General features: G+C 68.3%; 17 protein-coding genes. 8 read left to right on the top strand and 9 right to left on the bottom strand.

Annotated elements, in window-relative coordinates; translation table 11 throughout:
- The first annotated feature begins 94 nt into the window (after window positions 1-94).
- Both ACNFIA_RS23610 and ACNFIA_RS23605 read left to right on the top strand, forming a co-directional pair.
- A complete protein-coding gene (locus ACNFIA_RS23610) occupies window positions 95-757 on the top strand; it encodes a TetR/AcrR family transcriptional regulator (protein WP_416789195.1) in 663 nt (220 codons plus the stop codon).
- Window positions 754-2403, top strand: coding sequence for an acyl-CoA dehydrogenase family protein (locus ACNFIA_RS23605; protein ID WP_416789193.1), 1650 nt, complete (start codon window positions 754-756; stop codon window positions 2401-2403). Before ACNFIA_RS23610 ends, ACNFIA_RS23605 begins: the two co-directional genes overlap by 4 nt.
- 31 nt (window positions 2404-2434) lie before the next feature.
- Here the strand turns inward: ACNFIA_RS23605 and ACNFIA_RS23600 are convergent, their stop codons facing one another.
- The gene (locus ACNFIA_RS23600; RefSeq protein ID WP_259759126.1) at window positions 2435-2767 is read right to left on the bottom strand and encodes a type II toxin-antitoxin system RelE/ParE family toxin; all 333 of its coding nucleotides are present in this window, start codon (window positions 2765-2767) and stop codon (window positions 2435-2437) included.
- On the bottom strand, window positions 2764-3039 hold the full coding sequence (locus ACNFIA_RS23595) for a type II toxin-antitoxin system Phd/YefM family antitoxin (RefSeq protein WP_259759540.1): 276 nt from the start codon (window positions 3037-3039) through the stop codon (window positions 2764-2766). The genes ACNFIA_RS23600 and ACNFIA_RS23595 overlap by 4 nt, the downstream gene beginning before the upstream one ends.
- 148 nt (window positions 3040-3187) lie before the next feature.
- On the opposite strand from ACNFIA_RS23595, the gene amn reads away from it, so the two are divergent.
- The 3 genes from amn (at window position 3188) to ACNFIA_RS23580 (ending at window position 6303) form a co-directional block, all read left to right on the top strand.
- Window positions 3188-4672, top strand: a complete 1485-nt coding sequence (amn, locus tag ACNFIA_RS23590) for an AMP nucleosidase (protein WP_416789190.1) — start codon at window positions 3188-3190, stop codon at window positions 4670-4672.
- A 174-nt stretch (window positions 4673-4846) separates the two neighbouring features.
- Entirely contained in the window at window positions 4847-5623 is a 777-nt protein-coding gene (gene deoC / locus ACNFIA_RS23585) for a deoxyribose-phosphate aldolase (RefSeq protein WP_416789188.1), read from the top strand.
- 116 nt (window positions 5624-5739) lie between these two features.
- Window positions 5740-6303, top strand: coding sequence for an SEC-C metal-binding domain-containing protein (locus ACNFIA_RS23580; protein ID WP_416789186.1), 564 nt, complete (start codon window positions 5740-5742; stop codon window positions 6301-6303).
- 378 nt (window positions 6304-6681) lie between these two features.
- Here ACNFIA_RS23580 and ACNFIA_RS23575 read toward each other — a convergent pair whose 3' ends face one another.
- Window positions 6682-7728 carry an MBL fold metallo-hydrolase gene (locus ACNFIA_RS23575; RefSeq protein ID WP_416789184.1) on the bottom strand — a complete coding sequence of 349 codons (1047 nt, stop codon included), beginning with the start codon at window positions 7726-7728 and terminating at the stop codon, window positions 6682-6684.
- Between the two features lie 156 nt (window positions 7729-7884).
- Here ACNFIA_RS23575 and ACNFIA_RS23570 point away from each other — a divergent pair, with 156 nt between their 5' ends.
- A complete protein-coding gene (locus ACNFIA_RS23570; protein ID WP_416789387.1) occupies window positions 7885-8451 on the top strand; it encodes a pseudouridine synthase in 567 nt (188 codons plus the stop codon).
- A gap of 20 nt (window positions 8452-8471) precedes the next feature.
- Here ACNFIA_RS23570 and ACNFIA_RS23565 read toward each other — a convergent pair whose 3' ends face one another.
- Together ACNFIA_RS23565 and ACNFIA_RS23560 are read right to left on the bottom strand one after the other, a co-directional pair.
- Window positions 8472-8675 carry a DUF2788 domain-containing protein gene (locus tag ACNFIA_RS23565; RefSeq protein WP_015475469.1) on the bottom strand — a complete coding sequence of 68 codons (204 nt, stop codon included), beginning with the start codon at window positions 8673-8675 and terminating at the stop codon, window positions 8472-8474.
- Window positions 8676-9471: 796 nt separating this feature from the next.
- Window positions 9472-9951 (bottom strand): Lrp/AsnC family transcriptional regulator, encoded by a 480-nt coding sequence (locus ACNFIA_RS23560; protein WP_259759131.1) that lies wholly within the window; start codon window positions 9949-9951, stop codon window positions 9472-9474.
- 441 nt (window positions 9952-10392) lie between these two features.
- On the opposite strand from ACNFIA_RS23560, the gene ACNFIA_RS23555 reads away from it, so the two are divergent.
- Entirely contained in the window at window positions 10393-11463 is a 1071-nt protein-coding gene (locus ACNFIA_RS23555) for a DUF6515 family protein (RefSeq protein ID WP_416789182.1), read from the top strand.
- Here ACNFIA_RS23555 and ACNFIA_RS23550 read toward each other — a convergent pair.
- The 3 genes from ACNFIA_RS23550 to ACNFIA_RS23540 are packed head-to-tail and all read right to left on the bottom strand — an operon-like array spanning window position 11456 to window position 13282.
- On the bottom strand, window positions 11456-12352 hold the full coding sequence (locus tag ACNFIA_RS23550; protein ID WP_259759133.1) for a cation diffusion facilitator family transporter: 897 nt from the start codon (window positions 12350-12352) through the stop codon (window positions 11456-11458). The genes ACNFIA_RS23555 and ACNFIA_RS23550 overlap by 8 nt on opposite strands.
- Window positions 12352-12864, bottom strand: a complete 513-nt coding sequence (locus ACNFIA_RS23545) for a DinB family protein (protein ID WP_416789179.1) — start codon at window positions 12862-12864, stop codon at window positions 12352-12354. The genes ACNFIA_RS23550 and ACNFIA_RS23545 overlap by 1 nt, the downstream gene beginning before the upstream one ends.
- Before the next feature lies 1 nt (window position 12865).
- The gene (locus ACNFIA_RS23540) at window positions 12866-13282 is read right to left on the bottom strand and encodes a polyribonucleotide nucleotidyltransferase (RefSeq protein ID WP_259759135.1); all 417 of its coding nucleotides are present in this window, start codon (window positions 13280-13282) and stop codon (window positions 12866-12868) included.
- Window positions 13283-13474: 192 nt separating this feature from the next.
- Here ACNFIA_RS23540 and hrpB point away from each other — a divergent pair, with 192 nt between their 5' ends.
- Window positions 13475-16006 carry an ATP-dependent helicase HrpB gene (gene hrpB / locus ACNFIA_RS23535; protein WP_416789177.1) on the top strand — a complete coding sequence of 844 codons (2532 nt, stop codon included), beginning with the start codon at window positions 13475-13477 and terminating at the stop codon, window positions 16004-16006.
- 302 nt (window positions 16007-16308) lie between these two features.
- Here hrpB and ACNFIA_RS23530 read toward each other — a convergent pair whose 3' ends face one another.
- The gene (locus ACNFIA_RS23530; RefSeq protein ID WP_259759137.1) at window positions 16309-17073 is read right to left on the bottom strand and encodes a substrate-binding periplasmic protein; all 765 of its coding nucleotides are present in this window, start codon (window positions 17071-17073) and stop codon (window positions 16309-16311) included.
- Window positions 17074-17146: the final 73 nt, after the last annotated feature.

Below are 17146 nucleotides of genomic sequence, written 5' to 3'. Positions count from 1 at the left end.
CCTGATTGGCCCTGCCGCTGGCGCTTTTGCCCCTTTTAGCCAAGGTCTGAAGCATGATTCACTGATTTTCATGCAGTGAATTCGGATTCAGACCATGGCCTACCGACATTCCCCGGCGCGGTTGCAGAAGGACGGCGAACTGCGCGAGCGCATCCTCAGGCTGGCGCTGGCACGGGTGGCCGACGGTGGTTTCGCCGCGCTGACCATGCAGAGCCTGGCCGACGACGCCGGCATCGCCACCGGCAGCCTTTACCGGCACTTCAGCGGCAAGGGCGAGCTGGCTGCCGAGGTCTTCGCCCGCGCCAGCCAGCGCGAGGTCGATACCCTCGGAGCGCTCCTGCAGGCGCCCGGCAGCCCCGCCGAGCGCCTGCGGCGCGGCCTGCACCAGTTCGCCGCGCGCGCCTGGGGCAGCCGCCGGCTGGCCTTTGCCCTGATTGCCGAACCGGTCGACCCGGAAGTGGACGAGCAGCGCCTGATCTACCGCGAAGCCTACGCCGCGCTGTTCGTCACCCTGCTGGAGCAGGGCATCGCCGCCGGCGAGTTCCAGCCCCAGCCGGTGCAACTCACCGCCGCCTGCCTGGTGGGCGCTATCGCCGAGGCCCTTGTTGGCCCGCTATCGCCGCCGGCCCGCGCCGCGCGGGATGCCGGGCAACCCAGCGCATCCCTGGAGGACGTCAGCGACGCCCTCGCCAGCTTCTGCCTGCGCGCCGTCGGGGCGCACACGTCTGCCACGCCTGTTACGGAGGGCCCGCCATGATCCCGCACCAGTACGCCGAAACCCACGAAGTGACCAACCAGGTACCGCCGCTGGACGGCGCCAACCTCTATCGCGTCGACGTCCCGTTGCAGGAATGGGTACGCCGCTACGGCGGCGGCTGGGCCGAGCAGAAGCTCGATGCCTATGGTGCGCTGGCCGGCGGGCCGCTGATGGCGGCGGGCTTCCTCGCCAACGAGAACAAGCCGGTGTTCAAGTCCCACGACCGCTTCGGCCACCGCGTCGACCTGGTGGAATTCCACCCGGCCTACCATGAGCTGATGCGCGCGGCCATCGAAGCCGGCCTCCCGTCCATGCCCTGGACCGACCCGCGCGCCGGCGCCCACGTCGCCCGCGCCGGGATGAGCTACCTGCACAGCCAGGCCGAGGCCGGCAGCGGCTGCCCGCTGACCATGACCTTCGCCAGTGTGCCGGCCCTGCGCCTGCAACCGGACCTCGCCGAGCAGTGGCTGCCGAAGATCCTCTCCACCGAATACGACCCGCGCAACCTGCCCATCGGGCAGAAGGCCGGCGCCACCATCGGCATGGCCATGACCGAGAAGCAGGGCGGCACCGATGTACGGGCCAACACCACCCGCGCCTACCCGGTGGGCATTCCGGGACCGGGACAGGCCTACGAACTGGTCGGCCACAAGTGGTTCTGCTCGGCGCCGATGTGCGACGCCTTCCTCACCCTGGCCTACACCGACAAGGGCCTGACCTGCTTCCTGCTGCCGCGCCACCGGCCGGACGGCAGTCGCAACGAGTTCTACATCCAGCGCCTGAAGAACAAGCTGGGCAACTGGTCCAACGCCTCCAGCGAGGTGGAATACCGCGGCGCGCTGGCCTGGATGGTCGGTGAAGAAGGCCGCGGCGTGCCCACCATCATCGAGATGGTCGCCATGACCCGCTTCGACTGCATGGTCGGCTCCAGCTCGCTGATGCGCCAGGCACTGACCCAGGCCGCGCACCACTGCGCCTACCGCCAGGTCGGCGGCCGCGTGCTGGCCGAGCAGCCGCTGATGCAGAACGTCCTGGCCGACCTCGCGCTGGAAAGCGAAGCCGCGCTGGCGCTGACGATGCGCATGGGCCGCGCGCTGGATCACCTGCACGATGAGCAGGAGGACAAGTTCGCCCGCCTGGTCACCGCCGTGGGCAAGTACTGGATCTGCAAACGCGCCCCCGCGATGATCAACGAAGCCGCCGAATGCCTGGGTGGCGCTGGCTACGTCGAGGACACCATTCTCCCACGCCTGTACCGCGAGGCGCCGGTGAACTCCACCTGGGAAGGCTCGGGCAACGTCCAGTGCCTGGACGTGTTGCGCGCGCTGTCGAAGGAGCCGGGCGTGCTCGACGCGCTGTTCACCGAACTGGGCGACGGCCACGGGGACGCGCGCCTGGCCTCGTTCATCGGCAACCTCAAGGCCTCCTTCGCCGACACCCAGGACATCCAGTACCGCGCCCGCCAGCTCACCGAGAACGTCGCCATCGCCCTGCAGGCCAAGCTGCTGCTGGAGGCGGGCAACTCAGTGGTCTCCGACGCCTTCATCGCCAGCCGCCTGGACGACGGCGGCCGCGTCTACGGCACCCTGCCGCGCGGGGTGGATGTGGAAGCGCTGGTGGCGCGGGCGACGCCGCATCTGGCGTGAGGTGGGAGAGCGGGGCGATGTTGCCCCGCTTTCAGCTGAGCAGGCGTTTGCTCAGCAATTGCTGGAAATCGCGCCGCCCATCGATGACCAGATGGACATGGACGGTCTTGTCGCTGATCCGGTAGATGACACGGTATGGCTTGAAGAAGACCTGGCGGTACTCCTGGATGCCCAGCTTCATCAATTCCCGCAGGTGACCGCCGCGCTGGGGTTGTTGGACCAGTTCGGCAATGGTTCGCAGCAATTGGTCGAGCACGTAGTCGGCGTTCTCGCGGCAGTCGAAATCGGCGATGTAGTCATAGATCCCTTCCAGGTCCCGCTCTGCGCCGCGCGTGATCAGAACCTCATAGGTCACGTCGCTCACGGTTGCAGGCGACGCTTGCGCAAGCGCTCCGTGACATCACCTAGCGTGCTGGTCTGGCCAGTGGCAATTTCCTGATTACCCAACGCGAGAATTTTCAGGAGCGCCAGCGTTTCCTGGGTTTCCTCATAGGACCGCACGTCCTGAATCACCGCTTTGGCTTCGCCATTCTGGGTGATGATCAGGGGCTCCTGTTGTTCGGCCAGTTGCTTGAGCACTTCGGCGGCGTTGGATTTCAGGTAGCTGATGGGTTTGACCTGGCTGGAATAGCGCACGATGACCACCTGTGGTGAGGATCGAATAAAGACTTTATAAAGTCCGATTTGCCTATGGTGTCGCTGGTCAGGCTGAAGATCAAGGGCGAAATCTGTCATCCCTTTCCGCGCCGGAAGCAGGCAAGATGGAGCTGATCGTTCAGACAGGATGCCCACCATGAGTCTTACGACTGGCGACGAGTTCTTCGTCGCGCAGACGGCCGAGGAGGCCGTCGATCAACTGGCCTTGCTTCACGAGCGCGCCACCGGCGCCCTGAACCAGGCGCTCAAGCGATACCTCAAGGACCGCGAAGTCCCCGACGCGCAGCAGCGCGAACAATTCCGCTACCCGCTGCTGCGGGTGACCTACCTGTGCCAGGGCGAAGTGCCCTCCACGACCCGCGCCTACGCCAAGGTCCAGGTGCCCGGCACCTACGCGGTGACCATCACCCAGCCCAAGGCCTTCCGCAAATACCTGCTGGAGCAGCTGCGACCGCTGATGGAAGACTTCACTGTGCGGGTGGAGGTCGGCGTCAGCCAGCAGAACATTCCCTACCCCTACGTGGTGGAAGGCGGCGACGAGCTGGGCGGCTCTGGCGTGACCGCCGCCGAGCTGGCGCGGGTGTTCCCCAGCACCGATCTGTCGGCGACCTCCGACGGCGTGGCGGACGGCCTGTACGAATGGGAGAACGCCGACCCGATGCCGCTGGCGCTGTTCGACGCCGCGCGGACCGACTTCTCCCTGCGCCGCATGGTGCATTACACCGGCAGCGACTGGCGCCATGTGCAGCCGTGGATCCTGCTGACCAACTACCACCGCTACGTCGACCAGTTCATCCACCTGGGCCTGGAGCGCCTGCGCGATGACCCGCGCTTCGTGCGCATGGTGCTGCCGGGCAACGTGATCATCGAACGCGGCACGGACGAAGGCGAGGCCAACGCCATCGTCGCCAGCGTCGAGTGGCACCGCTTCCAGATGCCGGCCTATCACCTGATCGCCGAAGACGGCGACGGCGTGACCCTGGTGAACATCGGCGTCGGCCCGTCCAATGCGAAGAACATCACCGACCACCTGGCCGTGCTGCGCCCGCACTGCTGGCTGATGGTCGGCCACTGCGGCGGCCTGCGCCAGTCCCAGACCATCGGCGACTACGTGCTGGCCCACGCCTACATGCGCCGCGATGGCATCCTCGACCGCGTGCTGCCGCCGCACATCCCGATTCCGGCGCTGGCCGAAGTGCAACTGGCGCTGCAGGAGGCCGCCGCGCTGGTGACCGGCGAACGCGGCGACCAGCTCAAGCGCCGCTTGCGCACCGGCACCGTGCTCACCTACGACGACCGCAACTGGGAGCTGCACTGGGCCCAGGAGCGCCCGTTGATCAACCTGGCGCGGGCGATTGCGGTGGACATGGAAAGCGGCACCATCGCCGCCCAGGGCTACCGCCTGCGGGTGCCCTACGGCACGCTGCTGTGCGTGTCGGACAAGCCGCTGCACAGCGAGATCAAGCTGCCCGGCGCCGCGACGGCCTTTTACCAGCGCGCGGTGAGCCAGCATCTGTCCATTGGCATCGCGGCCGTGGACCTGCTGCGCACCCAGCTCAACTCGTTGCACTCGCGCAAGCTGCGCAGCTTCGACGAGCCGCCGTTCCGCTGATCTGCGGCAGCACACGGGGTGGCCTCCGGAGCGATGGTGGTCGCCTCAGCTGCATCAAGGACGCAGCGCAGGACGTCACGCGCCAGCGTTATCCGCCGTGCAGGTCGCGGCGGATAACCCGTTTCAGGTTGTGCGCCCTGCGGTGCGGAAAAGAGCCGATGGAGAGCGTTGCCGATGACCGATCCTCGCAAGACCCCGGCGGGCCGCGTGCTCGCCCTGCTGGACCTGACGTCGCTGAACCCCGGCGATGACCTGCAAAGCACCGTGGACCTCTGCCGCCGGGCCTTGACGCCCTACGGCGAAGTGGCGGCGGTGTGCGTGTCGCCCAAGCTGGTGCATGTGGCCCGGCGCACGCTCAATACCCTGGGCGGGCGCGGTGTGCGGGTTGCCAGTGTGTGCAACTTCCCCGCCGGCGATGCGCCGCTGGCCGAGGTGGTGGAGGAGGTGCGCAAGACCCTCGCCGAGGGCGCCGACGAGATCGACCTGGTGTACCCCTGGCGCGCGCTCAGGGCCGGCCGTGCGACCGGCGCGGTGGACTTGATCCGCACCTGCAAGACGCTGTGCGGGCCGTATCACCGGCTCAAGGTGATCCTCGAAGCCGGCGAGCTGGCCGCCCCCGAACTGATCCGCACGGCCTGCCGCGAAGCCATCGCCGGCGGCGCCGACTTTCTCAAGACCAGCACCGGCAAGGCGACGCTGAATGCCACGCCGGAGGCCGTGAAGGTCATGCTCGAATGCCTTGCGGAGGCGGGCGGCAAGGTCGGCCTGAAAGTCTCCGGCGGCCTGCGCACGCTGGCCGACGCGCAGGTCTATGTGACGCTGGTGGAAGAGCGCTTCGGCGCGGGCTGGATCCAGCCGGAACACCTGCGTTTCGGGGCGTCCGCACTGCTCGACGATCTGCTGCGCGAGCTCAGCGGGCAGGCGCGGCCGGTCTCCACGCGGGACTATTGATCGGCCCGCGTTGACGCCGCTCCCCGCGGGCCTAGAATGCTCGCCTTTCGCGCCACGGGGAACCGTGGCGCGTCCCTCCGGTCGGACCTTCGCCGACCTCTTCCGCTGGTGATCCGATGCCGTTCCGCGCCCCCTCGCACCTCACCAACCCGCTGCGTCGCTTCGCCCGTCGCCTGGTGGAAAACGCCACGCCGGAAGTCGCCGCGCCGCTCCCGCTGCCCGATAGCATCGCTGGCGAACCCTGGTTCTCCGTGGGCAAGGCGGTGGAGGGCCTGGGCGGGGAACGGGTGGATGGCTGGTGCCTGGAGGAGTGGCCGGGGCTGGCCTTGCGCGCGCGCTTCAGCGCCTGCTGGCGCGACGGCCAGGGCCGCCTGTGGAACGTGCTGCCGGGTGGCGAGGCGATTGCCTTCCTGCCCGACCCGGCGCGCCGCTACGAAGGTGTGCCGCTGGCCGAGCAACTGCACGCCCTGGCGCGGGACGAGCTGCTGGAGGACTACCTGTGGCTCAGTCGCGAGCTGGGCAAGCCGCACCTGGACGACGAGCGTCGGGAGGTCCGCGAGTCCATGCGCCAGCGCCTGGAAAGCTGGCTGGAGCTGGGCGGCCGGGGCGACAAGCCGTGCCCGTGCCACAGCGGCAAGCGCTATCGCAATTGCTGCAGCCGACGGGTACGGGAGAACTGAGGCTGCTCGTCGTAGGAGCGAGCTTGCTCGCGATCTCTTGAAGCGCCGTCCGGAACTCCTGCGCGAGGGCCTCCCCTCTCCCTAACCCTCTCCCTGAAGGGAGAGGGGACTGTTTGGTGCAAGTTGGAGCCGAAGTGTCAGCCGGCACCGACAACTGCCTCTCCATTCGGAGCGGGGAGCGCAGTCAGGGGGGAGGCAGAGGGCAGGCAGTGGCGCGATATTTCAGGCAGGAGCGCAGTTTGTCCGCGATGTGCCACGGGCCGGCTCAGCGCTGCCGGCAATCTATCGCGGACGGAGTCCGCTCCTACGCCAGCCGGCAAGCGCTGGTGTTTCCTTGTAGGAGCGGGCCACGCCCGCGATCGCGCGCCTGGCGCGCTCCTACAGTGACGCATCCGGCATCGGGGGAACGAGCCACTGCTCACCCGGCTTCGGCGCGCGGAAGCGCTCCGGCGCCACGCCGCGTTGCTGCAGGGCCGCCGCCAGGTCGCTGACCGGCGTGAACTGGCCTTCGTCGCTGAGGCGGAAGGTGCCGAAGTGAATGGCCATGCTGCATTGCGAATCGAGGTGCTGGTGCGCCTGCACCGCGTCGTCCGGGTTCATATGGTGGTGGCGCATGAACCAGCGCGGCTCGTAGGCGCCGATGGGCAGGGCGGCGAAGCGCATGGGGCCGAAGCGCTCGTGCATCAGCCGGAATTCCTCGCCCAGCCCGGTATCGCCGGGGAACAGCAGCGGGCCGTCCGGCGACTCCAGCACGAAGCCCATCCATAGCGTGCGGTTGGTGTCGCGCCGCGACCGCGCCGACCAGTGTTGCGCCGGCACGCCGGTGAGCAGCAGGCCCTCGGGCATCGGCAGGCTCTGCCACCAGTCCAGCTCCGCCACGTCATGGAAGCCGCACGCGCGGATCAGTTCGCCGTTGCCCAGGCCGGTCACGACCCTGGCCGCCGGAAAACGCCGGGCCAGCTCGCGCAGGCTGTGGATATCCAGGTGGTCGTAGTGGTTGTGGCTGACCAGGATCAGGTTGATCGGCGGCAGCTCGTCCAGCGCCAGGCCCGGCGGATGCACGCGCTTGGGCCCGGCGAAGCTGAACGGGCTGGTGCGCTCGCACCACAGCGGGTCGGTGAGGATGTTCAGGCCGCGGTGCTGGATCAGCAGGGTGGCGTGGTTGATGTAGGTGACGCGCAGTTCGTCGCCTTCGACGCGCGCCGGGGTTTCCGGGCGGGTCTGCGGGCCGGGCTGGACGACCCACGCCGCCTGGCGGCCGCGCTCGCGCTGCCACTTGAGGAAGGCGCGCAAGCCGTGGTGCGGCTGGCGGTCGAGGTTGTGGAAGCGCTGCCCGTCGAAGTGCGCGCTGCGCGGGCCGCGATAGCGTGCGCCGAGACGGCCGCTGAGGTTCTGCAAGGTGATCAGCCAGGTGGGGTGGCTCATGGGCGTGCTCGTGCCTGCTATTGCAGTGGGGACTCGGCACAACCTAGCATGCCGGGAATTCGCCGTACGCCTACCTCGGTTACCAGTCTTTTCGCCATGCCCCGTGCTCCGCGCCCTGCCAATCGCCGTCCCGCCGCCCGTCCCGCGCCTCGCCGCGTGGCCAAGGCGCCGCCGGCGCAGCCCAAGCTGATCCTGCTGAACAAACCGTTCGACGTGCTGACGCAATTCAACGACAGCGAAGGCCGCGCGACGCTGAAGGATTTCGTCGATGTACCGGGCGTCTACCCCGCCGGGCGCCTGGACCGCGACAGCGAAGGCCTGTTGCTGCTGACCAATGACGGCCGCCTGCAGGCGCGCATCGCCGACCCCAGGCACAAGCTGCCGAAGACGTATTGGGTGCAGGTGGAGGGCGAGCCGAGCGACGAGCAGCTCGACCAGTTGCGCCAGGGCGTGCAGCTCAACGATGGCCCGACCCTGCCGGCCGAGGCGCGGCGCCTGGAAGAGCCGCAGCTGTGGGAGCGCGACCCGCCGGTGCGTTTCCGCAAGTCGGTGCCCACCGCCTGGCTGGAACTGGTGATCCGCGAGGGACGCAACCGCCAGGTGCGGCGGATGACGGCGGCGGTCGGCCTGCCCACCCTGCGCCTGGTGCGCGTGCGCATCGGGCCGTGGCAGCTGGAAGGGCTGCAGCCGGGACAGTGGCGGGAAGTCAGCCCCGAGCTGTGAGGCTCAGGGCGAGGCGCGCGTCAGAAGCCGCCTTCGAGGCCGGCGACGACCACGGACTTGATCAGGAAGCCAAGCACGCCCAGGCCCAGGGCGAAGAACAGCACCATGGTGCCCATGCGGCCGGCCTTGGACTTCTTGGCGAGGTCCCAGACGATGAAGGCCATGAACAGGATCAGGCCGGTCACCAGGCCATACATCATCCAGTCTTCGAAACTTTCGTTCATTGCAGCTCCTGCCCGGTGCGGAAGGTGTCCGAGGGACGCCGGGGCACGGTGGTGGTGAAGAAGGCGCGCATTATACGCATGCGGCGCTTTGGTGTTCAGAGCCGTTCATAAAATGATCAGTTCCTGCTGTGGGACGGGTGGAATGCCGGGCAATTCCCCACCCTGGCGCGGCTGGTGGGGAAATCTGCGGTATTGATTTGATTCTGCGGGAGGCGGGGTGCGGTGCTGTGTCGCAGGGGCGGCTTGTCCGGCGGACGGTGGGCGTGGCCCGTTCCGGCGAGGGAGTTCGGTGTGAAGCGGTTCGCGAGCAAGCTCGCTCCTACGAAAAGCGCTCCGGAGTTTGACTGGACTGTAGGAGCGAGCTTGCTCGCGAACAGTTCGTTGGGCGCATAAGGCGCCGGCGTTATCTGTCGTCGAGATATCGGCGGATAACCCGTTCCGGGGTATGCGTCCTACGCACGCTGCCGGCTTTGACGCTGTGCTTTGAGGTCTTCCAGGGAAATATCCGCACGCTCCGGAGTGCTCCTTTCAGGAGGCCGAAGGTGATCGGAGTTTCAGGGGTTGAGCGACATGGATGTCGCGGCGGGCCCCTGGAACTCCGAAGAACCGAGGGTACTTTTCGCGAAGCGAAAAGCCGGATGGCAGGGGCGAGACTTTTGCCTCCTTTGGGGCGTTTGCCAAAGGAGGTCGCCCGAGGGGGTGAAACACGGAGTCCGCGCGGACGCCGAAGCGGCGCATAACACCCAAGCCAAAAGCATCGCGGAGAAGCTCCGCTCCTACAAAAAAAACTCCCGGCTCAGACCCGCAGGTGATCCAGCGGCAGCTCGGTGCTCGCCAGCACGTTGCGCAGCACGAAGCTCGACCGCACGCTGGTGACGCCCTCGATGCGAGTCACGGTACCCAGCAGGAACTGCTGGTAATGGTCCATGTCCGGCACCATCACCTTGAGCTGGTAGTCCGCGTCCATGCCGGTCACCAGGCTGCACTCCAGCACCTCGGGGCATTTGCCGATGATCTGCTGGAAGTGCTCGAACCGCTCCGGCGTGTGGCGGTCCATGCCGATCAGCACGAAGGCGGTGAGGCTCAGGCCGAGCTTGCGGCTGTCCAGCAGGGCGACCTGGCGGACGATGTAGCCGTCGTCCTCGAGCTGCTTGACCCGCCGCGAGCAGGGCGAAGGCGACAGGCCGATGCGTTCGGCCAACTCCTGATTGGAGATGCGAGCATCGCGCTGCAGTTCGGCGAGAATTCGCAGATCGTAACGGTCCAGCTTGTCCATGAAATCCTCGTATTTCGAGTGAATTGCGCTTGTGGCGTAATTTTTAGTGAGTTATTGCTCAGGTTGTGCCTGTATGAGCAATCTTAGCAATCATTTCCCCGCTCTGTCGCCGTACTATTTCTTCCAGATTCACAGCCCGGACATAACGTCCCCCTGCGATCCGCCCAATCAGGCGCTTCGCGGCCCGCCGACCCTACAGGATCGCGCCGGCCACCGGGCTACGCACTGCCCAGAAGGCGGAGCGAGGTGAGCCGGCGCCAACAGCGACGAGCAGGACGAGATTCCGGAAGGGAGGCTGACGAGCCTCCCTTTTTTCTTGCCTGTGATTTACCCCGCCATCTTTACCCTGACTTTACCCAGCGCCCCGCAATGCCGGCTTTGCAGCGTGGTCTATGGCAATGTCACATCACTGTTTTCGGCCGTCGCCGAAGTGAGGATTCCATGAAGTCGGGTTTCGCGCGGTGCGCCTCGTTCGTTGTGCTTTCACTGGCCGTCGCGGTCCAGGCGCTGGCGGCCGATGGCCCCGATCCGCAAGGCCGCCCGCCGGCGAACGGTGGTGGCGGTCAGCCCCAGGGGCGCCCGCAGGGCAACAATGGCGGGCAGGAGCACGGTCGCCCGCAGGGCAATGCTGGCGGCCAGTGGCAGGGGCATCCGCAAGGCAACAACGGCGGGCAGTGGCAGGGCCGTCCGCAAGGTAGCAATGGCGGGCAATGGCAGGGTCGTCCGCAGGGAAACAACGGCGGCCAGGAGCATGATCGTCCGCAGGGCAACGCCAATGGGCAATGGCAAGGCCGTCCCCAGGGCAATGACGGCGGCCAATGGCAGGGTCGCCCGCCGGGCAGTACGTCTGGCCAGTGGCAGGGCGGCAATGCCGGGCAATGGCAGGGCCGCCAGCCGGGCAATGACCACGGCAGCCCCGGTTGGCAGGGCGGCGCGCGTCCCCCGTCGGCGGGCTGGCAGGGTCGCCCGCCGGCTTCCCACGGCAACTGGGGCCCCCATCCGTCCTACTGGCGGCCAGGCTATGTGGTGGACAGCATGCCGAGCGGGCACTACCGCGTGCCGTACCGCGGCAGCGACTACTACTTCAATGACGGCTACTGGTATCGCCCGTATGGCTCGCGCTACGTGGTGGTGACGCCGCCCTACGGCGTACGCGTGCGCTACCTGCCGTCCTATGCCGAGCAGGTGTGGATCGGCAGCATCGGCTATTTCCTGGCTGCCGGTACCTACTACCTGTGGCAGGCCAGCACCCAGGATTACCAGGTGGTGGAGCCGCCGCAGCAGGCGCCGGTCGCGGTGGCGCAGTCGGCCTACGACGTGATGGCCTACCCGATGTACAACCAGGGCCCGGACCAGCAGAACCGCGACCGCTACGAGTGCCACCGCTGGGCGGCCGACCAGAGCGGCTTCGACCCGGCGCTGGCGAGCTATGCGCCGCCGGCCTACGTCGCCGACAACTACCGCCGCGCGCTGGGCGCCTGCCTGAGCGGGCGCGGCTACAGCGTCAACTGATCGTTTCCTTGCCCACCACTTCCTGCGGGTCGGCGTGCACCAGCACCTCGGCCCGCGGGAATTCCTTGTGGATCGCCAGCACCGCCTCGTCGCACAGCTGATGCGCCTTCGACAAGGGCAGCTCGCCGGGCAGCTCCAGGTGCAGCTGGACGAACCAGTGGGTGCCGGAAATCCGCGTGCGCAGGTCGTGGGCGCCGAGCACGCCGGGCACCTCCTTCACCAGTTCGAGCATGCGCGTGCTGACGTCCGCCGGCAGTTCCTCGTCCATCAGCACGGCGACGGATTCGCGGGCGATCTGGAAGGAGCTCCAGAGGATGTACAGTGCGATGCCCAGACCGAACAGGGCGTCCATCTGCTGCCAGCCGAACTCTGCCAGCAGCAGGGCCACGAGGATGCTGCTGTTGAGCAGCATGTCCGAGCGGTAATGCAGGGAGTCGGCGCGGATGGCGTTGGAACCGGTGATCTTCACCACGTGGCCTTGCAGCACCAGCAGGCCGGCGGTGAGCACCAGCGACAGGATCATCACCCCGATACCCCAGCCGACCGCTTCTACGGGCGCCGGGTGTTGCAGGCGGTCGAAGGCCTGCGCGCCCACCAGCAGCGCACTGACCGCGATGAACAGCGCCTGCGCCAGCCCCGACAGGGATTCCGCCTTGCCGTGGCCGTAGCGGTGATCGTCGTCCGCGGGGCGGATGGCGTAATGCACCGCCAGCAGGTTGAGGAAGGAGGCGGCGCCGTCGAGCAGGGAGTCGGTGAGGCCGGCCAGCAGGCTGACCGAGCCGCTGAGCCACCAGGCGATGGCCTTGGCCACGATCAGGGTGGTGGCCACGCCGAGCGAGGCGAACGTCGCCAGCCTCATCAAGTGGGCGTGGCTGGCATATTTGAGCATCAGGTATCCAGGCGATCGGGCAGGAAGTAGATGTAGTCCAGCAGCGGCGCCTTCTGGCCCAGCGCGGTGAGCGCGGCGCTCATCTGCCCGCGGTGGTGGGTGCCGTGGTTGACCAGGTGCTGGACGATGTTCGCCAGGCTCTGGCGATGTTCCTGCCCGGCCATGTTGCGGTAGTCCAGCTGGGTGCCGAGGGTGGCGTCGCTCTGCTTGCTCAGCCACAGGCGCCAGGCACCGACGCCGTCATTGAGGAAGTCGGCGAGGCCGGCGCGATCCGGCGCGGCCTCGGTGTCGAGTCGTTCGAATTGCCAGGGCTCTCGCTGCACACGGGCGAACCATATGCGGTCGACCACCGCAAGGTGGTTGAGCGTGCCGTGCAGGCTGCCGAAGAACAGCCCGCGCGGTGCGCGGTAGGCCTCTTCATCCAGGGGCGCGACGGCCTCCAGGATGCGCGCATAGGCCCACTGGTGGTACGCCAGGAGTTGCTGAAGGTGTGAAGCGAGAGCGCCGTGCATGTCAGGCCTCCGGGCGCAGGCCCAGGCTGGCGAGTTGTTGGAGGCTGCCGCTGCGCTGGATCAGACGCGGGTCGTCCAGGGGCAGGCTGCGGCCGGTTTCACGCTCGAGGATCGCCTTGAGTTTAGCCTTGTCGACGCTGCCGTCTTCACTCACCGCATCCTTGAGTTTTTCCGGGGCGACCGAGTATTTCGCGTCGGGCAGGTAGATCGCGCCGGTGGCGAAGTCTACGCCGAAGGCGATCAGCCCCGGGATGATGTAGAACAACAGACCGATGGCGTCGAAGGCCACGATGGCCGGGTCGACGCGGCCGTCGATCTGGCCGCGGCGGTCGGGGTAGAACAGGGTGCCGCAAGCCGTCAGCTGGCTGAACAGGGCGGCGCTCAGAACTGCACAGGAGACTCGGGTGGCAAGACGCATGAAATAACCTCCGGGAGGACGATGCGGATAACTATAACAACGAGTTCTGAACCGCTGCTGGCAGTTTCGCATTAGGCAGCGCGCTCGTTGCTCCTATGACCGTCCGGTTGGCATTGCGGTTCGCCCGCTATAATCGCCGCCCCCCGTGAAGACCGGGTGACCGCCATCGACATTCGAGTTCCAGGAGCCGGCATGAACGCCCTTCCCATCGACAGCGTCCTTCCCGCCCTGCGCCAGGCACTGGCTGCGCGCCACGAAGTGGTGCTGGAGGCGCCCCCCGGCGCCGGCAAGACCACCCGCGTGCCGCTGGCGCTGCTGGAGGAGCCGTGGCTGGCCGGGCAGACGATCCTGATGCTGGAGCCGCGCCGGCTCGCCGCCCGCGCCGCTGCCGAGCGGCTGGCGGCGGAGTTGGGCGAGAAGGTCGGCGAAACCGTCGGCTACCGCATCCGCCTCGACAGCCGGCTCGGCCCCGCGACGCGCATCGAAGTGGTCACCGAGGGCATTCTCGCCCGCCGCCTGCAGGACGACCCGGCGCTGGATGGCGTGGGCCTGGTGATCTTCGACGAGTTCCACGAGCGCAGCCTCGATGCCGACCTGGCGCTGGCGCTGACCCTCAACGGCCGCGCGCTGCTGCGCGACGAACCGCCGCTGAAGGTGCTGGTGATGTCGGCGACGCTGGAGGGCGAGCGGCTTTCCGCGCTGCTGGACGATGCGCCGGTGGTGCGCAGCGAGGGGCGCATGTTCCCGGTGGATATCCGCTGGGGCCGGCCCTGGCAGGCCGGCGAGTTCATCGAACCCCGCGTGGTGCAGGCAGTGCAGCAGGCGCTGGCCGACGAACCCGGCAGCCTGCTGGTATTCCTGCCCGGCCAGGCGGAGATTCGCCGGGTGGCCGAGCAACTGGGCGAGGCGCTGGCCGGCCGTTCGGACATTCTTGTGTGCCCGCTGCACGGCGAACTCGACCTCGACGCCCAGCGCGCCGCCATCGAACCCGCGCCGACGGGCACGCGCAAGGTGGTGCTGGCGACCAACATCGCCGAGACCAGCCTGACCATCGACGGCGTGCGCGTGGTGGTGGACGCGGGGCTGGCGCGGGTGCCGCGCTTCGACCCGGGCAGCGGCATGACGCGCCTGGAAACCCAGCGCATCTCCCGCGCCTCCGCCACCCAGCGCGCCGGCCGTGCCGGGCGCCTGGAGCCGGGCGCCTGCTACCGCCTGTGGTCGGAGGCGCAGCACGACCAGTTGCCGGCCTATGGTGCGGCGGAAATCCTCCAGGCCGACCTCGCCGGGCTGGCCCTGCAACTGGCGCGCTGGGGCGTCGCCCCGCAGGAGCTGGCGTGGCTCGACCTTCCGCCCGCTGCCGCGTATGCACAGGCCCAGGACCTGCTGGAACGCCTCGGCGCGTTGGCCTCCCGTGCTGGTGGCGGCAGCCTCACGCCCCACGGCCAGGCCATGGCCGAGGTGCCGGCGCACCCGCGCATCGCCCACCTGCTGCTGCGGGGTCATGCGCTGGGGCTGGGGCCGCTGGCCTGTGACCTGGCCGCCTTGCTCGGCGAGCGCGACATCCTGCGCGGCAACGACGCCGATCTGCATCACCGCATCGCCTTGCTGGCCGGTGAGCAGGGCGGCCCGCGGGCCAGTCGCGGCGCGGTACAGCGGGTGCGCCAGCTGGCGCGGCAGTTCAAGGGCTACCTGCGCGGCCCGGCCCGCGAGCCGGTCGCCGACCCGGATCATCCGCGCTGGCTGGGCGGCCTGCTGGCCTTCGCCTACCCGGACCGCATCGCCCGCCAGCGACGCGCCGGCGGCGGTGAATACCGCCTGGCCAACGGCCGCGCCGCGCTGTTCGGCGAGCCGGACGCCCTGATGAAGGAAGCCTGGCTGGTGATCGCCGACCTGGGCAGCCGCCAGGGCCAGCGCGAGGAGCGCATCTACCTGGCGGCGGCGCTGGAGCCGACGCTGTTCGACAGCATCCTGGCCGAGCAGGTCAGCGTCCACGACGAGCTGGAATGGGATGAACGCGAGGGCGTGCTGCGTGCCGAGCGTCAGCGCAAGGTCGGCGAGCTGGTGCTGTCCACCGAGGCGCTGCCCAACCTCGACGCCGAGGCCCGCAGTCGTGCGCTGCTCGGGCTGGTGCGGCGCAAGGGCCTGGAGCTGCTGCCGTGGACGCCGGAGCTGCGCCAATGGCAGGCGCGCATCGCCTTGCTGCGCCGGTTGGAGAGCGAAAGCAAGGGCACCAGCGAGTGGCCGGACGTCAGTGACGCCGCGCTGCTGGCTTCGCTGGAGGATTGGCTGCTGCCCTACCTGGGCAAGGTGTCGCGGCTGTCGCACTTCGCCAACCTGGAGTTGAGCGGGATTCTCCACGGGCTGCTCCCCTGGCCGCTGCCGCAACGCCTGGACGAGCTGGCGCCGCGCACGTTGCAGGTGCCCTCTGGCTCGAATATCCGCCTGGACTACAGCGAGTTTCCGCCGGTACTGGCCGTGCGCCTGCAGGAACTGTTCGGCCTGGCCGATACGCCGCGCATCGCCGGTGGGCGGGTGGCGGTGAAGCTGCACCTGCTGTCCCCGGCCCAGCGCCCGGTACAGGTGACCCAGGACCTGGCGAACTTCTGGCGCAGCACCTACGCCGAGGTGAAAAAGGACCTGAAGGGCCGCTACCCCAAGCACTACTGGCCGGACGACCCGCTGATCGCCGAGCCGACGGCGCGGGCGAAGCCGCGCAAGGGATAGTTTGGCGCGGGGAGGGGAGATCGTACCGGCGGAGGAAGTGGTGTTCCTCCTGTAGGAGCGGGCCATGCCCGCGATCGCGCGCATGGCGCGCTCCTACAGGTGGAGCCGGCCCTCAGTGGGAGAAACGGGTGGCGATTCTGTAAGAGCGATTCATCCGTGATGGTCGGGAGTGGCAGGTGGCCAATCGCGGACAGAGTCCGCTCCTACCCCTGGATCAGGCTCCGCACGGTTTCGAAGGGCGACCGCTTTTCGTAGGAGCGAGCTTGCTCGCTCCTACAGGGGGGGCGACCCGGCCCTGTCGCTCAGGGCAATTTCATCTCGTAGCCGGCCGCCTGCAGTTCGTCGTAGGCGTGGTCCAGCCGTGCGCGCAGGCCTTCGGCGTCGGGGGCGTGGCGGGAGACGATGAGCTTGGTCGGTACGCTGTACAGGTTGTCGAAGGCCAGCGGCGGCATGTTCAGCTCGCGGCGCGCCTGTTCCACCGGCGTCTGGTAGTCGATCAGGTAATCGCCGCGGCCGCGTTCGAGCATCTGCAGGGCGGCCGTGTGGGTGCTGGTGCGGTGCACTTCCAGCTTCAGCCGCGGGTCCTCGAGCATCTGCGTGATCGGCCGCCAGTAGCTGTAGCCGCTGATCAGGATCACCCGGCTGCCGGCCAGCCCCGCGGGCAGGGACGGGGAGGGGCGCGAGGCCAGGCGATAGAGGTTCAGCTCCACGTGGCCGAGTACGCGCTCGCATTCCAGTGTGCTGCCCGCCAGTTCGGGCTTGCCCGGCGCGCCGGCCCAGAGTTGCACGCTGCCGTCCTGCAGGCCGAGGTACAAACGGGCGCTGGGCAGCGGGCGGAAGTCCGCGCGGTAGCCGGCCTTGCGCAGGATCAGCCGGACCATCTCGGTGCCGCTGCCCTGGGCGGTGCCGTCCGCGGCGGTGTAGGTGTAGGGCGGGAATTCATAATACCCCACGCTCAGCGTCGGCAGCGGATGCGGTAGCCGGTCGGCCAGTGTGGGCCGGTCGACGGCGAGCGCGTTGAGGCAGAGCAGGGCGACGATCAATCCGATCAGGCGGCGAAAGTGCATGGAGAACCGGGGGCATGTTGTCGTTGTTATGCGGCGCCGGCCGAGCATGGGGCCGCCGCGCCGTGCTTGTCCA

It is taken from the genome of Pseudomonas sp. NY15437, from assembly GCF_048068435.1.
Classification (GTDB): Bacteria; Pseudomonadota; Gammaproteobacteria; order Pseudomonadales; family Pseudomonadaceae; genus Pseudomonas; species Pseudomonas nitroreducens_B.
Note: the sequence above shows the minus strand (reverse complement) of the source record. Positions and strands in the feature narration are given on the sequence as shown.

Coding starts and splice junctions, on each gene's coding strand:
- hrpB (WP_416789177.1), top strand. CDS start 13,475: ATGAACGCCCTTCCCATCGACAGCGTCCTTCCCGCCCTGCGCCAGGCA.
- ACNFIA_RS23540 (WP_259759135.1), bottom strand. CDS start 13,282: ATGCGTCTTGCCACCCGAGTCTCCTGTGCAGTTCTGAGCGCCGCCCTG.
- ACNFIA_RS23530 (WP_259759137.1), bottom strand. CDS start 17,073: ATGCACTTTCGCCGCCTGATCGGATTGATCGTCGCCCTGCTCTGCCTC.
- ACNFIA_RS23565 (WP_015475469.1), bottom strand. CDS start 8,675: ATGAACGAAAGTTTCGAAGACTGGATGATGTATGGCCTGGTGACCGGC.
- ACNFIA_RS23575 (WP_416789184.1), bottom strand. CDS start 7,728: ATGAGCCACCCCACCTGGCTGATCACCTTGCAGAACCTCAGCGGCCGT.
- ACNFIA_RS23545 (WP_416789179.1), bottom strand. CDS start 12,864: ATGCACGGCGCTCTCGCTTCACACCTTCAGCAACTCCTGGCGTACCAC.
- deoC (WP_416789188.1), top strand. CDS start 4,847: ATGACCGATCCTCGCAAGACCCCGGCGGGCCGCGTGCTCGCCCTGCTG.
- ACNFIA_RS23560 (WP_259759131.1), bottom strand. CDS start 9,951: ATGGACAAGCTGGACCGTTACGATCTGCGAATTCTCGCCGAACTGCAG.
- ACNFIA_RS23610 (WP_416789195.1), top strand. CDS start 95: ATGGCCTACCGACATTCCCCGGCGCGGTTGCAGAAGGACGGCGAACTG.
- ACNFIA_RS23605 (WP_416789193.1), top strand. CDS start 754: ATGATCCCGCACCAGTACGCCGAAACCCACGAAGTGACCAACCAGGTA.
- ACNFIA_RS23550 (WP_259759133.1), bottom strand. CDS start 12,352: ATGCTCAAATATGCCAGCCACGCCCACTTGATGAGGCTGGCGACGTTC.
- amn (WP_416789190.1), top strand. CDS start 3,188: ATGCCCACCATGAGTCTTACGACTGGCGACGAGTTCTTCGTCGCGCAG.
- ACNFIA_RS23555 (WP_416789182.1), top strand. CDS start 10,393: ATGAAGTCGGGTTTCGCGCGGTGCGCCTCGTTCGTTGTGCTTTCACTG.
- ACNFIA_RS23580 (WP_416789186.1), top strand. CDS start 5,740: ATGCCGTTCCGCGCCCCCTCGCACCTCACCAACCCGCTGCGTCGCTTC.